Consider the following 17664-nt stretch of genomic DNA (forward strand, 5'->3'; position numbering starts at 1 on the left):
TTTTTTGTTAATCCTTAAAATTATACTTATCAGAAGTCAATAATTTCCAGTCTCCTTGTCCATTTAATTCTAAAATATTTTCGTGAAAATCTATTAAGCTAGGTCTATGTCCAACACTTATTAGAGAAAGTTCTCGTTCCTTTAGTAAACTATATAGTTTTTTTTCAGTATTAATATCTAAAGCACTTGTTGCTTCATCTAGTACTGCAAATCTTGGAGAATTTAGTAAGAGTCTTGCAAAAGCCAATCTTTGTTGCTCACCTAAGGAAAGAATTCGTGGCCAATCTTGTTTGATATCAAGATTAGGATACCGATCCACTAAGGTTTTTAAATTTACTTCATGAAGTACAGAAGTAAGATGTTCATCACTAAATTTATTAACTTCTGTGGGATAACATAATTGTTCCCTTAAAGAACCAAGTAACATGTATGGTTTTTGAGGTATGAATAATAATTCCCCAATTTTTGGTTTTTTAATTACTCCCTGATCGGGTTCCCATAAACCACTAATCATTCTTAGTAAAGATGTTTTACCGCACCCAGATGGTCCTACTACCAAAAGTGATTGATTATTGTCGATGCTCAAATTTAAATTTTTAATTATTGTTTTATTTGATCCTGGTGGGCAAAGGTCAGCATTATTAATAAGAATTGAGGGGTAATCTGAAATAACGTTTTGATTAAGTGTTGGGTTGGTTTTGCTAATGGATTCAACTTTTGATTGGAATCCTTCTAATCTGCCAATACCAGCAGTAAATTTTGCAAGTTCTTCGATTTGATTAACAATGAAAAATAACGAACCTTCAACCATTCCAAATGCAAAGCTTGCTTGAATAAAGCGTCCATAATCAATATCACCTTTAAAGTAAGGGATTGCCATTATTAAATATGGAAAGAAATTTCCTGCATAATTAATGGATCTTCTCATGACGTCTATTATTACTCTCCATATAATCAGTAAATTAAAGTTTCTCACCACTTCTCCTAAGCGTCTTTCAGTTTCACTTCGCTCAGGATTCTCCCCAGAATAAAAGGCTATTGATTCAGCATTATCTCGAATATGTACTAAGCCATATCGAAAATCTGCTTCATATCTGAGTTGATCAAAGTCAATCTTTACAAGATTTTTTCCAGCAATTAAGAGGATAGAAGTTGCAAATGCGGCGTAACCAAATAAAGAAAAAGTAAGTGTTGTACTAATACTCCATAAAATAAGAATATTAAGTGAAAATGTTAGTAGGGCATCAAAAATACCTAATGTGAAAGAGAGACTTTGCCCGGTAAAAGCTCGGGTATCATCTGTGATTCTTTGATCGGGATTATCTACATCGGTTTGTTCTTCATCATTGGGATTTAACTGGTAATAAGCTTTATTAGTCATATAATCTTTGACTAGACTTTTTGAAAGCCATTCTCTCCAAATTATTCCTAACTTATATGTAAAAAATATTTGGGAAACCCGTATTGGTAAGGCCACAGCGAAACAACAAGCGTAAATTCCCAATATCCGATAAAATCCATCTTCTTGTTTTTCTACCAAAGCATTTGTTAAATCTCTTGCAATGAATCCAATACCTGCGTTTATTCCGTTTACAGCTAAAAGCATTAATACAATTATCGCAAGGAATAACCAATGTAACCATCTACGGTTTTTTAATTGACGTCTTAAGCTAAAAAAGCTTCCTGATCCAATTAGAAATAATGCAGAGAAAAGCAATCCCCAACTCCCAGCCCAAATTGAATTGACAGTACTTACTACACCTCCGAAATACTTTTCAAGAAAAATTGGTTGAAAGCTTTCAAAAAAACTTATTATTCCTGTAAGACCCACAAGTACTACTCCACCCACACAAAATAAAAGAGAAATCAAAAGCCATATGAACTGGAATCCATTACATTGATCTATGGGAAGAAAAAATGGCTGAGATAGCTTCCTTAATTTTTGTAATTGCAAGATAAATTTGGATTTATTATTAACTACTGTTTTCATTACTCAAAAGTTTTATAGGATAAATTATAACTTTTAGAAGTCTATTGACCAAAGCCAATAAAGGAAAGTGCCCAGTCAGGTAAATTCAAGTAATTCAAGATTGTTGCATCAAATTCATGAATTTTTGGAAAAGATTTATCTAATGCCCACCATAGTAAAAAAGGTAAATTAAATAAAATTTGTAATTGCCATTTATAAGTTAAAACTCTCCAAATTTTAATTAACTTAGTTTTGAGTGAATTGTCTAGCTCTTCCCAATTTTTTGAGATTAAATTGAATAAATTTTTGGATTCTGTATTTAGGGAATCTGGGGTATTCATTTTGTTTTTACTTATTTATAACCCATTAACATTTCTTTCGAGAGTTTTAACCTGGAGGCCAATTCATTTTTCTTCCAGATAAAAAATGAATATGTAAATGAAAAACTGTTTGTCCTGATTCTGCTCCAGTATTAATTACTGTTCTCCAATTAGTTAAATTTTTTGATTTAGCTATTTTGCTACCCACATAAAGTAAATGCCCTAATAAATTTACATCCTCTTCAATACAATCTAATAAACTTATAATTGGCTTTTTTGGAATCACTAAAAAATGAACTGGTGCTTGTGCCTGGATATCATTAAAAGCAATACAAAACTTATCTTCATAAAGCTTATCGCAGGGTATTTCTTCATTAATGATTTTTTGAAATATTGTTGTTTCAGTCATTAAATTAATTAATTGAGATAACGTCTTTTTCGTTAAACCCTTCTTTTAAAAGTTCTTTGTTCAAATCATCTTTTGATGTAACTCTATCTACAAATAATATTCCATTTAAGTGATCCATTTCGTGTTGAATACACCTCGCCAGAAGTCCATCTGCTTTCATTTTACGTGGTCGTCCCATTTCATCTCTAAATTTTAATTTTATAGTTGATGGTCTCACTACATTTAAATAGACACCAGGTATACTCAAGCAGCCTTCTTCGTATGAATTAAGGGTTGTTCCAAAGTCTGTAATTTCTGGATTGATTAATATTAAAGGTTCTGCTGCTGAATCTTCAAAATTTACGTCTATGACAAGAAGCTCTTTGTTGATTCCAATTTGAGGTGCAGCAAGTCCAATTCCTTTAGCTGCATACATGCTTTGAAGCATTTCTCTTGCAAGTTTTCTAATCGATTCATCAACCTTAGTTATTCTTTTGGAATTTTGTCTCAATACATCATCACCAAGTTTATAAATGTCTAGAAATGGCTTACCTGATTGTTCTTTTGCAATTTTTTCTGCGTTTCCATTTGTTCTTGACTTTTTTGCAAGTTGTGAAAAATGGTTTGCCACGTTAAAAAAAAAGGTTTTTACTTAAGAGTTTAGCTATAAAAATACTAGCACTTTAATTTGCATTCTTTATAGTTTTTTTAAATGAGTAATGATGATCAGTTAAAAGTTAGGCAAACTGTATCTAAAAAGAAATCTTTTAAAGAATTAACTATTATTAGGGATATCATTTTTTGGATTGATCTTGTTGGTGAAGGTCAAAATGAAAATGCCATTTTTGCAAGACCATTTAATAAAAAAGAGGCGTTTCCTCAGAAATTAACAAGTAAAAAATATAATATTAAAAATAACTTTCATGGATATGGTGGTAAATCTTATAAATGTATATATTTAAAAAATAATTTTTATTTGATATGGATTGATCAGATTACCAACGCAGTTTGGTTTCAAATTTTTAAAGAGGTTGCATCAAATTATAGAAGTCAAAAAAGATATCTCGATTCAGTTCAAGAACCAAGACAACTATCTAAATCAATTGATGGAAATTTTGATTCTTCGTTTGTTATTTCTCAAAAAAATTTTTTATATGGTATTTGTGAAATAAATAATAGAGATTACTTATTTTCTTTAAACCTAAAAAAAACTAAACAAGATATTTACCGAATAAAAAAATTTAAAAATTTCGCTGGAGAATTATCTTGTAATTCTTCTGTTAGCTTACTTTCTTGGGTCGAGTGGGGTTCTCCATATATGCCTTGGGAGAAAAATGATCTTTTTTTTGCTCAAATTGACTTAGATGGAGAGATAACAAAAATAAAAAAATTCTCAGATAAGCTGATTAATGCCAAAAAAAACGTTTCTTTTTTTCATCCTTATTGGATAAGTGAAACTCTTTTAGTATGTTCTGAAGATAGTTCTGGATGGTGGAACTTATTGTTTTTAGATGCTAGTAAAATTGAGAATATTTTTATTAAAAAAAGAGTAGAGAGAAATTTTGTTGAATATGGAGTACCTCAGTGGGTCTCAGGAATAACATTTTTTTCAGGGGATATAAAAGATTTATTTTGTTTAGCAAAAAAAGAAAATAATTTAGTAGTTGAACAATATAAAGATCTTCAATGCGTTAAAGAATTTTCTACTCCTTTTACCTCAATAAGTGATTTCAGTGTTTTTGAGAAGAAAGTAGTTTTGAAAGGTCATGGATCTGATTTTCTTGGAAATTTACTTGAAATTGATTTTAAAAAGGAAGTTTTATCAAATGTTTTTGAGGAAATAAATGCTGAATATATAAAAGTTTGTTCAAAACCTGAAACATTTTGGTTTAAAGGTTTTGAAGCTCAATCTACTCATTCTTTTCTTTATAGGCCGCTCGTAGAAAATTTTAGAAAGCCACCGCTCCTTGTTAGAGCACATAGCGGACCAACTTCATGTTTTGATGGATCATATAATTCTGAGGTTCAATATTGGACTTCGAAGGGATTTTTTGTTGCTGAAGTTAATTATGGAGGATCATCAGGATTTGGCAAAGCATATATAGAGAGGTTGAATTGTAAATGGGGTATTGTTGATTCTTATGATTGCAAAGCACTAGCTCTTGAATTGATTAAATCAAATCAAGTTGATAGTGAAAAAGTAGTAATTTTTGGGAATAGTGCTGGTGGGTTAACTGCCCTGAATTGTTTATTATATGGGTCTATTTTTACAGCAGCAATTTGTAAATATCCTGTTATTGATTTGAAGGATATGCATTACAACACTCATAGGTTTGAAAAAGATTATTTAAATTCTTTGGTAGGAATTTATGCACAAAATCATGATGATTATATAAATAGATCACCGATAAATCATATTAACAAAATAAAAAAACCTATCTTATTGTTTCATGGAAAAAAAGATAAAGTAATTTCTTATAAACAAACTTTTAAAATCCAGGAAATTTTGATTCAGAATAATAAATATTCAGAAGTTATTTTTTTTGATAATGAGGGGCACGGTTTTAGAAATATTGAAAATAAAGAAATAGTAATGCAAAAATCTATGGAATTTTTAAAAAATGCTTTGAATATTTAAGAATTGATTTTTAGAAAATCAATAGTATCTTTTAATTTTTCAAGAAATATATCAATTTCCTCCTTATTGGTTGTGAAATTCATACTGATTCTAGCTGTTGATTTAATTCCGATGTATCTGTGAAGAGGTTGACAGCAATGGTGACCACTTCTGATGCAAATTCCTTTTGAATCAAGAATTTCAGCAATATCATTTGAATGTATATTTTTTATATAAAAGGTGGCAAGTGAGGCTCTGTCTGGATCTATCTCCGGCGGTGGACCTATAATTTCAATATTTTCTATTTGATTTAATTTTTCAAATAAATATTTAGTAATAGTCTTTTCATATTCATTAATTTCATTTAATCCTATAGTGTTTATATAATTAATTGCTTCCGCAAGGCCTATTGCTTCTGCAATGGCTGGAGTTCCAGCTTCGAATTTATGTGGGAGATCAGCCCAGGTACTTGTCTCTTCAAAGACATCTTGAATCATTTCGCCACCTCCAAAGAAAGGAGGAATTTTTTCAAGAATTTCTTGTCTTGACCAGAGGAAACCAATTCCTGTAGGACCGCAAAGTTTATGTCCTGATCCCGCTAAAAAATCAATATCAAGATCTATTACATCTAGTTTTTGATGCGCCAAACTTTGACATGCATCTATTAATACTAGAGAACCTTTTTGTTTAGCTAATTTAGTTATCTCTTTGATTGGATTACAGCAACCTAGAGTATTACTTACATGTACTAGGCTAACAAGCTTTGTTCTAGAGGTTAGTTTTGACTTAAAATCGTCTAAATCTAATTGCCCATTTTTATCGATGCCTATAAATTTTAATTTACACTTATTTTTCGCTGCAACCATTTGCCATGGAACAATATTGCTATGATGCTCCATTATTGATAGAAGAATTTCATCGTTTTCTCCTAATGAATATTCGCCCCATGATCTAGCTGCTAGATTTATTGCTTCAGTAGCATTTCTTGTGAAAATAATTTCTTTTGGCGAATTTGCTTTGATGTATTTACTAATTGAAAATCTTGCATTTTCAAATTCTTCTGTCGCTTTAGCACTTAATTGATGAGCTCCTCTATGTACATTGGCATTAAAATTTCTATAATATTCATCAATTTTTTTCAAGACTTGAATTGGTTTTTGCGTGGTTGCAGCATGGTCTAAATAAATGATTTGCTCATTATTTTTTATGTTGTTATTTAAAAGAGGAAAGTCTTTCTTAGTTATTTCAGGAAAATTTTGAATCGTTTCCATTATTTTTCATTTAAAAGTTTATCAAGCAAATCCCATCTATCTTTTGAAACGGGAATAAATGAAATTATTTCTTGAAAGTATGAACTTAATTGTAGTTTACTTGCTTCTGGTAATGTGATCCCTCTTGATCTCATATAAAAAAGTTCATCTTCATTTAATTGCGATATTGTAGCTCCATGTTTGCATTTGACGTCATCAGCAATTATTTCTAATTGAGGTTTGGTATCTATTTGTGCGAGATTTGATAAAAGTAAATTCCTACTTAATTGAGAAGCATCAGTTTTCTGGGCAATTTTAGGAACTATTATTGAACCTTCAAATATTGCATGAGATTCATCGTCAGCAAGTGATTTGTTGATTTGATCTAGAAATCCATTTGGGCCATTAAAGTCTATTTTTGTATAAGTAGAAATTTGTTCGTCTTTTTTTGTTATTTGCATACCTTTAATATTGGTTTTAGCGTTTCCTTCAGATTGTGTAATACGAATTTCAAATCTTGCATAATTAAATTTGAAATGTAAAGATCCTAAATTGTATTCGCTATTTTTTCGTTGAATTACATTGAGAGAATTTAATAGATTTGATTTGTTTTCACCGTAAGAAACAACACCATGATTTACGGAACTATTTTCTTCTAAACAAAAGAACGTTGATTGAGATAATGAAGAGTTGTCTTTACCAAGATTTACTTGTAATAAATCAATATCACAATCCTTTTCTATAAATATTACCAGGGTTTTTGCGTTTAAAGAGTTACTTGATGAGTGACTAAAAATTTCAATAGGAGGAATTTCTGATCCACTTATTTTTAATCCCAAGGTATTTTTTGTACAGTTTAAAGACAGGTTTAGTAAGTCACTCCAATTTTCGTTGTGATCAAAACAAGATATCTGTTCCTTGATATATTTAACTAATTTATCCTCACTTAGTTGCTTTATTGAATAATTTTCCTCTATTAAATCAATTTGGAAATTATTCCCAATTACTAACCTAATATTACTTTGAGAAATGTTCGGAAAAGGTGTATCAAATTTTGGATCTGTTTCATTGACCGAGTAGTCTAAAAACTCTGAAAATTTTGATTTATTTGAAAGTCTCCATTGTTCACTTTTAGGATTAGGGAGGGGACTTGATTGTAATTTATTTAGACAGATTTTTTGTATTTCTGTTTGATTATCAATCGATTTATTAGTTTTTATTTTTTCAATAATTTCCATTTACTTAGGTCTCTTTTATAAAGTTATCAGTCCATTCATACCCTTTTTTCTCAAGCTCTAAAGCAAGATCACTCTCACCTGTTTTTATGATTTGTCCGTCTGACATTACATGGACATAATTTGGTTCAATTTCATCTAATAATCTTTGATAGTGGGTAATAAGTATAATCCCAGTTTGTGCATTAGATATTTTTTTAATTCCTGAAGCCACTATCCTTAGAGCATCAATATCTAGACCAGAATCGGTCTCATCTAATATTGCTATCTTGGGCTCAAGTAAAGCCATTTGCAGAATTTCATTTCTTTTTTTTTCACCTCCAGAAAATCCTTGATTTACACTCCTTGATAGGAATGCATGATCCATTTTCACAATTTCTAACTTTTCTTTAACTAATTCTTCAAAATCAAAAGTATCTAATTCTTCTTTGTTGAGGAATTTCCTTCTAGCATTAGTTGAAACTCTAAGAAACTCAAGATTACTTACACCTGGAATCTCAATTGGATATTGAAAACCAAGAAAAATTCCTGATTGAGATCTCTCTTCAGGTTCTAGAGAGTTGATGTTTTCACCTAAAAATTTTATGTCGCCATTTGTAATATTATACGAGGGATGTCCTGCAATGATTTTCGAAAGAGTACTTTTGCCACATCCATTTCTTCCCATAATGGCATGGATTTCTCCAGGATAGACAGTAAGTGAAACCCCTTTTAAAATTGGAAGATTATCAGTAGATGCAGAGAGATTTTCAACTTCTAAAATTGGATCTGATTCTTTCATTTTACTTTGCATTTCACTTTAGAAATTGTTTAATTAACCTACTGATCCCTCTAGTTTAAGTGCCAGTAACTTATCTGCTTCAGCAGCAAATTCCATAGGTAATTGATTAAATACATCTCTGCAAAAACCGCTGACCATCATAGATACTGCCTCCTCAAATTCTATACCTCTGCTTTGGAGATAAAAAAGTTGGTCTTCTGAGATTCTACATGTGCTTGCTTCATGCTCAATTTCAGAATTGGGTTGTTGAGATTTGATGTAAGGGAATGTATTTGCAGAAGCTTGATCCCCTATTAACATTGAATCACATTGACTGTAATTTCTTGATCCTGTAGCTTTTGTTCCCATTTTGACAAGACCCCTGTAGCTATTTTTTGAGTTACCTGCACTAATACCTTTGCTAACAATAGTTGATTTGGTCTTAGGACCAATATGTATCATTTTTGTGCCGGTATCTGCTTGCTGAAGATTATTGGTGAGAGCCACTGAATAAAATTCTCCTACAGATTCTTCCCCTAAAAGAAGACAGCTAGGATATTTCCATGTAATTGCAGACCCTGTTTCAACTTGAGACCAGCTAATTTTACTTCTCTTACCTAGACATTTTCCTCTCTTGGTGACAAAATTAAAAATTCCACCAATACCTTCTTCATCACCAGCATACCAATTTTGCACTGTTGAATATTTTATTGAGGCGTCGTCTAATGCTATAAGCTCCACAACTGCTGCATGTAGGGTATTTGTATCAAACATTGGAGCTGTACAACCTTCTAGATAACTTACAGAACTTGATTCTTCAGCAATGATTAATGTTCTTTCGAATTGTCCTGAATCTCCACTATTAATTCTGAAGTAGGAAGATAGATCCATAGGGCAGGTAACACCTTTTGGGATATAAACAAAAGAACCATCACTAAAAACTGCAGAATTTAGTGCTGCAAAATAATTATCACTAGCTGGAACTACTGTACCTAAATATTTTTCAATCAAATCCGCGTGATTTTTTACTGCTTCACTAATTGAGCAAAATATAACTCCATGTTCAGCAAGTTCTTCTCTAAAAGTTGTGGCTATAGAAACACTATCAAAGACGGCATCTACTGCTACATTTGTGAGTTTTTTTTGCTCCGTGAGGGGGATTCCTAATTTGTCAAAAGTCTCAAGAAGTTTGGGATCAACTTCATCTAAGCTAGAAATTTTCTCTTTTTGCTTTGGAGCAGAGTAATAAATAATATCTTGATAATCAATTTTTTTATATCCTAATGCTGCCCAATCAGGCTCTTTCATTTTTTGCCATCTTTTAAAGGCTTTTAATCTGAAATCAAGAAGAAATTTAGGCTCTTCTTTTTTCTGTGAAATTAATTTTATGATATCTTCATTTAATCCCTTTTCTATTTTTTCAGTTTCAATATCAGTAACGAAACCATATTTGTAAGGCTCTTTTACTACATCTTTAACTAAATTTTCGTTGACCATGTTATCAAAAATAACTTATTACAATTAGCTTTATATACTCTAACGAAAGATACCCCCAATATTGAGTTTTTTTCCTTTATTAAAACTAAAAATTAATGTCTAATCATCTTGATCCCTTGTCTAACCTATTAAATATAGAAACTATTCAAGAAATTGATAATCTTGATCTACCTATAATGCAGAAACATCATTTAAGAATTCTCGCTCATTGTCTTCAAATTTTAAAAATTATTAATTTAGATAATAGTTTGGAATATCAAAATAAAAATCCCCTGAGAGAATGGTGTGATGACCAATCCAAAAAATTTGATGATAAAAAATTTAGTGATCTTTTTTATAAGCAGTTAGAATCCACTTCTAAAAAATTAAGTGCTTTTTCAAAAAAAATAGGTAAAAGTATTCAGGATTTAGAGATAGATGATTTAGTACTTCTAGTTGAACAACGCTGAATTCTTTTTTATTTAACTGATCCCGAAGAAAAAATATATTTTTGTTGAGTCGTTAACAAATTCAGGTAATAAAATTTAAAAAAAAAGAAAATTAATTTACATTTCAAAAAGATCTGAAAATTAATTAACTGCATTGATACCAACTGTTTTGAAGAGAAATATTAATTTTGAGAATTCTTTAGTAGTCAGAGGATCCTGACGACAGGCCAAAAAGACACACAATTCCTAAAAAAAAAGAACATACTGATCCCAAACAAAAACGGAGAATTTAAAGTGGCTGATGGGATCATGAATAAAGATCAATTACTCTCACTAACCCTCAGACAATTACGTCAAGAAGCAAGTAAATTATCGGTTCCGCTGTATAGTCGCAAAACAAAAGCTGTTTTAGTCGATTTAATACTTAAATATCAAGAAAAATCTACAAAAAAAACCTACATTGTAGCTTCTCAGTCAAAACCTGAAGAAACTGCTGAGTCCAATTCTTTCAACAGTAGTGAAGAAGTTAAAACAAATGTAGTTTTCCTACCGCGAGATCCAGATTGGGCTTATGTTTTCTGGCAAATTTCTGATGCAGATAGAGAAAAAGCACAATCTTTAGGAGCCAATAAATTATGTTTACGATTATTTGATGCATCTGGTTCTGAAGGAAGCAACTTGAATCAAGGAACACTTAGGGAGATAGCAGTTGATAGTTACAGTACTGAGTGGTACTTGCCGATCCCACTTGCAGATAGAGATTATAAAGTTGAATTAGGTTACAAATATGGTTTTAACTGGATGTCATTGGCATTTTCTTCAATAAGCCATGTTCCTGGGTCTCATCCCTCTGAGCAAATTCTTGATAAATTTGTGCCTTTTAATTTAGATTCTACTTCTGAGTCAATACCAGATATTTCTAATTCTGTTGTTTCAGAACAAAATGGTATGCATGAAAGGTTATACCAAGCAGCAACTAATATTCCTCTCAGAAGAAAAGTTGGTTCTGAAGAATTTATGGAAAACTTAAATTCAACAAACCTTAACGATAATCTTACAGACTCAGGTGCTGGTAAATGGTCATCAGGTTTAAATGATTCTGGAAGCGGAATTGTTAAAAATAGATCTTTTTGGCTCGTTGCTGATGCTGAATTAATTGTTTATGGAGCTACAGAGCCTTCTGCAAAACTAACAATAGGTGGAGAAGATGTACCTCTTGCTGCAGATGGTACTTTTAGAATTCAAGTTCCATTTAGAGACGGGACTCAAAAATATGATATTAAAGCTGTTGATGTGTCTGGTGAGCAAGAAAAAAGTATATCAATGAAATTTGATAGATCTACTCCACTTGACGATACTAATGAAAAAGATAATGCTGAGACTGAATGGTTTTGATAAATTAAATTAATGCTGAAAAAAATTGTAGCTTTTACCCCATTGTTTGGAGCATTAACTTTTCCATTAATAGTTCCAATTACAATTTCTAAATTTGGTGTTAACTACGGAATTCTTAGTGCATTATTAATTTCTTCATTATGGTTTATCGCTATGTTAAGAACTTCCGAAATGCCTCATTAATTTAGTTAGATTTTTGAAAGTTTTCTTAAAAATATGAATCAAGTTAGTGTAATTAATATTAATTCTCCTTTTTTAGATCAAAAACCAGGTACTTCTGGATTAAGAAAAAGTACTTTAAAGTTTCAGGAAGAACATTATCTAGAAGTTTTTATTGAAGCAATTTTACAATCATTAGGAGATTTAAAAGGTTCAACATTAGTAGTTGGTGGTGATGGCAGATATGGCAATATTGAAGCAATAGAAAAAATTGTCCAAATATGCATTGCTCATAAAGTTCAAAAGGTTATTGTTCCAAGATACGGATTATTATCTACTCCTGCGACCTCACATTTAATTAGAAAAGAAAACGCTATAGGTGGAATTATTCTTTCTGCAAGCCATAATCCTGGTGGGATTGATGGCGACTTTGGAGTGAAATTGAATATCTCGAATGGTGGTCCAGCTCCTGAGATAATTACTAATAAGATTTTTAAGTCTTCACAATTACTAACAAGTTATAAAATTTGTAAAATTCAATTACCTGATTTTAGTAAATATGGTACTTATCATTACGACGAAACTACCTTAGAAATTATTGATGGATTAACAGATTATTCTAATTTGATGGAGAAAATTTTTGACTTTGACCAAATTAGTGATTTTTTAAAAAAAGACTTCTCGTTAATCTTTGATGCAATGAATGCGGTTACAGGTCCATATGCAAAAAATATTTTTGTTGAAAAAATGGGTCTTGCACCAGATTGTGTCATGAATGGTAACCCGTTAAAAGATTTTGGAGGTTTACATCCTGATCCTAATCTTACTTACGCATCCCACTTGGCTGATTTGTTACTAAATAAAAAATCTTATAGTTTTGGTGCTGCATGCGATGGAGATGGAGATAGGAATATGATTTTAGGAAGTGGATGTTTTGTAAATCCTAGTGATAGCCTTGCAGTTATCACTGCTAACACAAAATGTGTACCTGGTTATAAAGATGGTATTACAGGTGTGGCACGATCCATGCCAACCAGCTCAGCGGTTGATAATGTCGCGCGAGCATTAAATATACCTTGTTTCGAGACACCTACTGGCTGGAAGTTTTTTGGTAATCTTTTAGATTCTAATTTAATTACTTTATGTGGAGAAGAAAGTTTCGGAACAGGTAGTAATCATGTGAGAGAAAAAGATGGACTATGGGCAGTGTTGTATTGGTTACAAGTTTTAGCTGAGAAAAAATGTTCGGTAAGTGATTTGATGCAGAATCATTGGAAACAATTTGGTAGGAATTATTATTCAAGACATGATTATGAGGCAATTTCCTCAAATATTGCTAATCAAATCTTTGGTAATCTAACTTCTTTACTCGAAAATTTAAAAGGAAATAGTTTTGCTGGCCATTTAGTTAAAGTTGCAGATAACTTTTCATATTTAGATCCCGTTGATAATTCCATAAGTGAAAATCAAGGTTTAAGATTGGTCCTTGATGATAATTCTCGAGTAATTGTGCGCCTTTCTGGAACTGGAACTAAGGGTGCAACATTAAGACTTTACTTTGAGAAGTTTTTCGATCCTCAACAGAATCTTTCGTTAAATCCTCAGATCGCTTTGAAACCTCTAATAGATGATTTAGACGCTTTATTGAACATTTCAAAACTTACTCAAATGGAAAATCCTACAGTAATTACATAGAATTGAAAGTAATAATTTTTTGATTTTATTTATATGCATTCAGAAAATTTATTTACTAATTATTCTCAAATAGAAAACAATGCACCTTTGGCAGATAAATTAAGACCAAAGAATTTGGAAGATTTTTTTGGTCAACAACCAATCCTGAATGAGAATTCGCTTTTAAGAAGTGCAATATTAAATGATAAGGTTAGTAATTTTATTTTTTCTGGCCCTCCGGGTGTTGGAAAAACTACTCTAATTGAAATTATTTCTTTTAATACGCGGTCAAAATTAATTAGGTTAAATGCAGTATTATCAAGTGTTAAAGAATTAAGAAATGAAATCGCTAATGCAAAAGATAGATTAATAAATTCAAAAAGAAAAACAATTTTATTTATCGATGAGGTTCATAGATTTACATCACTTCAGCAAGATGCTTTATTACCTTCAATAGAAAATGGAACTATAACTTTTATTGGTGCTACAACTGAAAACCCTTTCTTTGCTGTTAATAAAGCGCTTGTTAGCAGGTCTCGTATTTTCACATTACTTCCTTTGGCAGAAAATGATTTACAGAAAATAATACAAAAAGTCATTAATCACTATTCAAAACAAAAAGATTCAAAAAAGGTTTATTTAACTCAAGATGCTATAAGTCATTTAATTAAATTTTCTGGCGGAGATGCAAGGACATTAATCAATGCGCTAGAGATGGCCATAGAAACAACTTCTGAAAATGATGCTAAAGAAATCAATATTAATCTCTCAATAGCAGAGGATGCACTACAAAAGAAAAATATTGTTTACGATAAAAATGGTCAAAATCACTACGATGTAATAAGTGCCTTTATCAAGTCCATTAGAGGCTCTGATCCAGATGCAACTTTATTCTGGCTTGCCAATATGCTGGAGGCTGGTGAAGATCCTAATTTTATTTTTAGACGACTTCTTATATCTGCCAGTGAAGATATTGGAATAGCTGATCCTAATGCCATAGTAGTTGTACAATCCTGTTGTGATGCTTTCGATAGAGTTGGTTTTCCAGAAGGATTATATTTTTTAACGCAGGCTTCTTTATACTTAGCTATTTCTCTAAAAAGTAATAGTACGAAAAGTATTTTTAAAGCAATTGAAACAATCAAATCTACTAATGCTTTTGATGTTCCACTTCATTTAAAAAATAATTCTAATAGTTATGTAAATCCTCATAATTATCCAGGTAATTGGGTCGTACAAGAATATCTTCCTAAATCTTTAAGAGGTTTCAAAATATGGGAACCAAATAATAATGGATGGGAAAAAACTCAATATGATGAACTGCTTAGAAGAAAAGAAAATTAAAAATTTTTCGAACAACAAATAATCTCAGGATATAAAGAAGTTCTTTCTTCGTAGGCTAAAGCGATAGTCCAATTATGGAAGTTAATCTGTGAATAATTTAAATGTATATTTTTCTTCTTATGAATTAATTCTTTAGGCTTTTCAAAAAATTGCCAATATTTAATGTCTTTAGCGATTTTTCCGTGATCCCATTTTATAGCCGCTTCAACAGCACACCATTGATTTAATATCATATTTTTTGTTAAATAATTATTATGGTTTGATTTATTGGTATGAAAAAAATATTTTTTTGCAAATTTTATATGGTTAAAATCTCTATCTGCTCTCTCAATATCAATACCTATTTTGCCTTTATGCCAGACTATAATAATGGCATCTTTACAATGACTTAAACTGATATTTCCCATGCCAGAGGGTAAACTTGGAGGTTCTCCAGGTTGAGCATTAATTGGAATTTCTAGGGGGTCTAAATCAAAAAGTGTTGAAAGTGATTGGCGCAAATAAGCTCTTGTTTCTAAGAAAATCTTTGATCTTGAATTTGTTAGTTTTTTTGCAGTTTTAATTTCTTCTATAGTTGCGACATCTTGCACACCTTTAATCTCATAAAACCAAATTTTTGGTATTTTATATTCATACTCATTTAATAATTTCAATGGCTCTTAAGGTTGGCGACAAAGCACCAGAATTTAAATTAAAAGATTCTTTTGAGAAAGAAGTTTCTCTTAGTGACTTTAAAGGTAAAAGAATAATACTATATTTTTATCCAAAAGATAATACTCCTGGATGTACTAAAGAAGCATGTAACTTTAAAGAGAATTGGGATTTACTCCAAAAAAATAATATTGTTGTGCTTGGTATTAGTAAGGATAATGCATCCTCTCATCAGAGGTTTATAGAAAAATTTAATTTACCTTTTATTCTTTTAACTGATCCTGAACCTTTCAAAGTTTCTTCTGATTACGATAGCTACGGTCTGAAAAAATTCATGGGAAAAGAATATATGGGAATGATGAGAAATACTTTTTTAATTGATACTGAAGGTAACATAGAAAAAATTTACTTAAAGGTAAAAGCAGCAATAATGGCTGATCATATAATTGCAGACCTTGGGTTAAGCTAATTTTTTTATAGATAGGTGGTGAATAATCATCCCCTCCATAACTAAATTAGGAGCATTGATAATATTTTCTTTTTTAGTTTTTAGAGATTTTGTGATTAATTGAGAGTCTCCCCCACAAATTATTAAAATATCCTTTTCGGGATTAAATAAACTATTAATCACGCCATTAAGAGAGTTGATTACTCCTTTTAAGATTGCTTGTTCTGTATTAATTAAAAAATCTTTGATAGGAATATCATATTTTTTGGGAACTTTAAGATTTTTTGTATTTTGTTCCATTGATTTTAATTGTGTTAGAAAACCTGGAAGAAGTTGACCTCCAATAATAGATCCATTTGAATTCAATTTTGTTATTGATAATATTGTTCCAAAATCTGCAATTAGCAAATCTTTTTTGAAAGGGTTTTCAATAATTTTAAAAGCGGCAATACAGGCAAGAGCTCTATCAACTCCAAAATAATCAGGAAGATTTGATAATTGGATGTCTTTAGTTTTTATTTCATTTTCTTTTCTCAGCAAAAAATTTGGAAGATTTCCTACAGAAGCCCAAATTAATTGATCAAGATCTATATTTTCGGGAACTTTTTGCTCTTTTTTGGTATGGAAGAATTTAGATTGATTTTTAGAATATTGAGCCCAATGAAGCCTACTATTGCCTACTAATAAAAAATTTATTTCTGAGACCATTTTTCTATGATCAATTTAATTATTAGTGTGAATCCCACATTCTTGTTTAATTCCTCCAAATCTTGTATCTCTGCCCTTTGTTTCAAGACCATCGGGACTGCTTGAATGCCAATCTCCTACAGAAGAATAACCTTTGATAAAAAGTGGATGGGCAGGCAAATTATTCTCTTCCATATAATAAAAAATATCTTTATTTGTCCAATTTAATAAAGGTCTTAAAGAGAGCCTTTGACGAATTACGTCTATGAATTTCATTTTGTTTCTATTTTCTGTTTGACTTGATCTAACGCCGTTTGCCCAGCAGGAAATATCATATTTTTCTAGACCATTTTCTAAAGGTTTTATCTTTCTCAATTCATGATACTTATCTAAATCACTCTCTTTTTTTGTTTCCCAAAGTTTTCCATATTTGGCTTCCATTCTTGCTGGAGATAATTCACTTTGCAGAACTTCAACTTCTAAGGATAAATTATCAATAAGCTTTTCAGCGTAATGGTATGTTTCTGGAGGAAGGTAACCTGTATCTATCCAAAATATTTTGATTTTTTTTTGTAGGGATAATTTGCTGACCATATCTAAAAGGACTGATGACTGTATACCAAAACTTGTTGTAATAGCAAATTGTTTATCAAATTTTTTATAACCCCATGTAAGCATTGCTTGAGGCTTCATATCTACAAGATCTTGATTATATTTCCTCAAGTTAGTTTGAATATCTTTGTGAATTTTTTCAATCATTCTTCAGTTTGATTATGAGTTTAATTTTATTTCGCTCAATTTATAAATTATTCGTATAGTTTAATAATACATTTACGCATATC

The 17664-nt window shown here is 30.8% G+C and carries 18 protein-coding genes; 7 read left to right on the top strand and 11 right to left on the bottom strand.

Annotation, left to right across the window (positions count from 1 at the left end; translation table 11 throughout):
- Window positions 1–7: 7 nt before the first annotated feature.
- From A9601_RS09485 to def, 4 genes are read right to left on the bottom strand one after another with little or no spacing between them, the layout of a single operon-like run.
- Complete coding sequence (locus A9601_RS09485) at window positions 8–1990, bottom strand: ABC transporter ATP-binding protein/permease (RefSeq protein WP_011817555.1); 1983 nt, start codon at window positions 1988–1990, stop codon at window positions 8–10.
- Window positions 1991–2031: 41 nt separating this feature from the next.
- A complete protein-coding gene (locus tag A9601_RS09490; RefSeq protein WP_011817556.1) occupies window positions 2032–2310 on the bottom strand; it encodes a hypothetical protein in 279 nt (92 codons plus the stop codon).
- 46 nt (window positions 2311–2356) lie between these two features.
- Complete coding sequence (locus A9601_RS09495; protein WP_011817557.1) at window positions 2357–2698, bottom strand: histidine triad nucleotide-binding protein; 342 nt, start codon at window positions 2696–2698, stop codon at window positions 2357–2359.
- A 4-nt stretch (window positions 2699–2702) separates the two neighbouring features.
- Entirely contained in the window at window positions 2703–3308 is a 606-nt protein-coding gene (gene def / locus A9601_RS09500; protein WP_011817558.1) for a peptide deformylase, read from the bottom strand.
- A gap of 81 nt (window positions 3309–3389) precedes the next feature.
- Here def and A9601_RS09505 point away from each other — a divergent pair, with 81 nt between their 5' ends.
- Complete coding sequence (locus tag A9601_RS09505) at window positions 3390–5315, top strand: alpha/beta hydrolase family protein (protein ID WP_011817559.1); 1926 nt, start codon at window positions 3390–3392, stop codon at window positions 5313–5315.
- On the opposite strand, the gene A9601_RS09510 is transcribed toward A9601_RS09505, so the two are convergent.
- From A9601_RS09510 to sufB, 4 genes are read right to left on the bottom strand one after another with little or no spacing between them, the layout of a single operon-like run.
- Window positions 5312–6565, bottom strand: coding sequence for an aminotransferase class V-fold PLP-dependent enzyme (locus tag A9601_RS09510; RefSeq protein WP_011817560.1), 1254 nt, complete (start codon window positions 6563–6565; stop codon window positions 5312–5314). The two genes, A9601_RS09505 and A9601_RS09510, sit on opposite strands and share 4 nt — an antisense overlap.
- A complete protein-coding gene (locus A9601_RS09515; RefSeq protein ID WP_011817561.1) occupies window positions 6565–7782 on the bottom strand; it encodes a SufD family Fe-S cluster assembly protein in 1218 nt (405 codons plus the stop codon). Before A9601_RS09515 ends, A9601_RS09510 begins: the two co-directional genes overlap by 1 nt.
- Window positions 7783–7786: 4 nt before the next feature.
- Complete coding sequence (gene sufC / locus A9601_RS09520; RefSeq protein WP_011817562.1) at window positions 7787–8572, bottom strand: Fe-S cluster assembly ATPase SufC; 786 nt, start codon at window positions 8570–8572, stop codon at window positions 7787–7789.
- Window positions 8573–8593: 21 nt separating this feature from the next.
- Window positions 8594–10036: a Fe-S cluster assembly protein SufB gene (gene sufB / locus A9601_RS09525; protein WP_011817563.1), complete on the bottom strand. Its 1443-nt coding sequence runs from the start codon at window positions 10034–10036 to the stop codon at window positions 8594–8596.
- Window positions 10037–10131: 95 nt separating this feature from the next.
- Here sufB and A9601_RS09530 point away from each other — a divergent pair, with 95 nt between their 5' ends.
- From A9601_RS09530 to A9601_RS09550, 5 genes are all read left to right on the top strand, one after another.
- A complete protein-coding gene (locus tag A9601_RS09530; RefSeq protein WP_011817564.1) occupies window positions 10132–10485 on the top strand; it encodes a hypothetical protein in 354 nt (117 codons plus the stop codon).
- A gap of 273 nt (window positions 10486–10758) precedes the next feature.
- Window positions 10759–11859 (top strand): DUF4912 domain-containing protein, encoded by a 1101-nt coding sequence (locus A9601_RS09535; RefSeq protein ID WP_011817565.1) that lies wholly within the window; start codon window positions 10759–10761, stop codon window positions 11857–11859.
- 12 nt (window positions 11860–11871) lie between these two features.
- Entirely contained in the window at window positions 11872–12042 is a 171-nt protein-coding gene (locus A9601_RS18465; protein WP_011375642.1) for a hypothetical protein, read from the top strand.
- Window positions 12043–12075: 33 nt separating this feature from the next.
- Window positions 12076–13713, top strand: a complete 1638-nt coding sequence (locus A9601_RS09545; RefSeq protein WP_011817566.1) for an alpha-D-glucose phosphate-specific phosphoglucomutase — start codon at window positions 12076–12078, stop codon at window positions 13711–13713.
- Between the two features lie 33 nt (window positions 13714–13746).
- Window positions 13747–15036, top strand: coding sequence for an AAA family ATPase (locus A9601_RS09550; RefSeq protein WP_011817567.1), 1290 nt, complete (start codon window positions 13747–13749; stop codon window positions 15034–15036).
- Here the strand turns inward: A9601_RS09550 and A9601_RS09555 are convergent.
- Window positions 15033–15689, bottom strand: a complete 657-nt coding sequence (locus A9601_RS09555; protein WP_011817568.1) for a 4'-phosphopantetheinyl transferase family protein — start codon at window positions 15687–15689, stop codon at window positions 15033–15035. The two genes, A9601_RS09550 and A9601_RS09555, sit on opposite strands and share 4 nt — an antisense overlap.
- Here A9601_RS09555 and bcp point away from each other — a divergent pair.
- Window positions 15689–16156, top strand: a complete 468-nt coding sequence (gene bcp / locus A9601_RS09560) for a thioredoxin-dependent thiol peroxidase (RefSeq protein ID WP_011817569.1) — start codon at window positions 15689–15691, stop codon at window positions 16154–16156. The two genes, A9601_RS09555 and bcp, sit on opposite strands and share 1 nt — an antisense overlap.
- Here bcp and A9601_RS09565 read toward each other — a convergent pair.
- Window positions 16148–16843 carry a type III pantothenate kinase gene (locus tag A9601_RS09565; protein ID WP_011817570.1) on the bottom strand — a complete coding sequence of 232 codons (696 nt, stop codon included), beginning with the start codon at window positions 16841–16843 and terminating at the stop codon, window positions 16148–16150. The genes bcp and A9601_RS09565 overlap by 9 nt on opposite strands.
- Window positions 16844–16858: 15 nt before the next feature.
- Window positions 16859–17581: a phosphoadenylyl-sulfate reductase gene (locus A9601_RS09570; RefSeq protein ID WP_011817571.1), complete on the bottom strand. Its 723-nt coding sequence runs from the start codon at window positions 17579–17581 to the stop codon at window positions 16859–16861.
- Between the last annotated feature and the right edge of the window lie 83 nt (window positions 17582–17664).

It is taken from the genome of Prochlorococcus marinus str. AS9601, assembly GCF_000015645.1.
GTDB lineage: Bacteria > Cyanobacteriota > Cyanobacteriia > PCC-6307 > Cyanobiaceae > Prochlorococcus_A > Prochlorococcus_A marinus_O.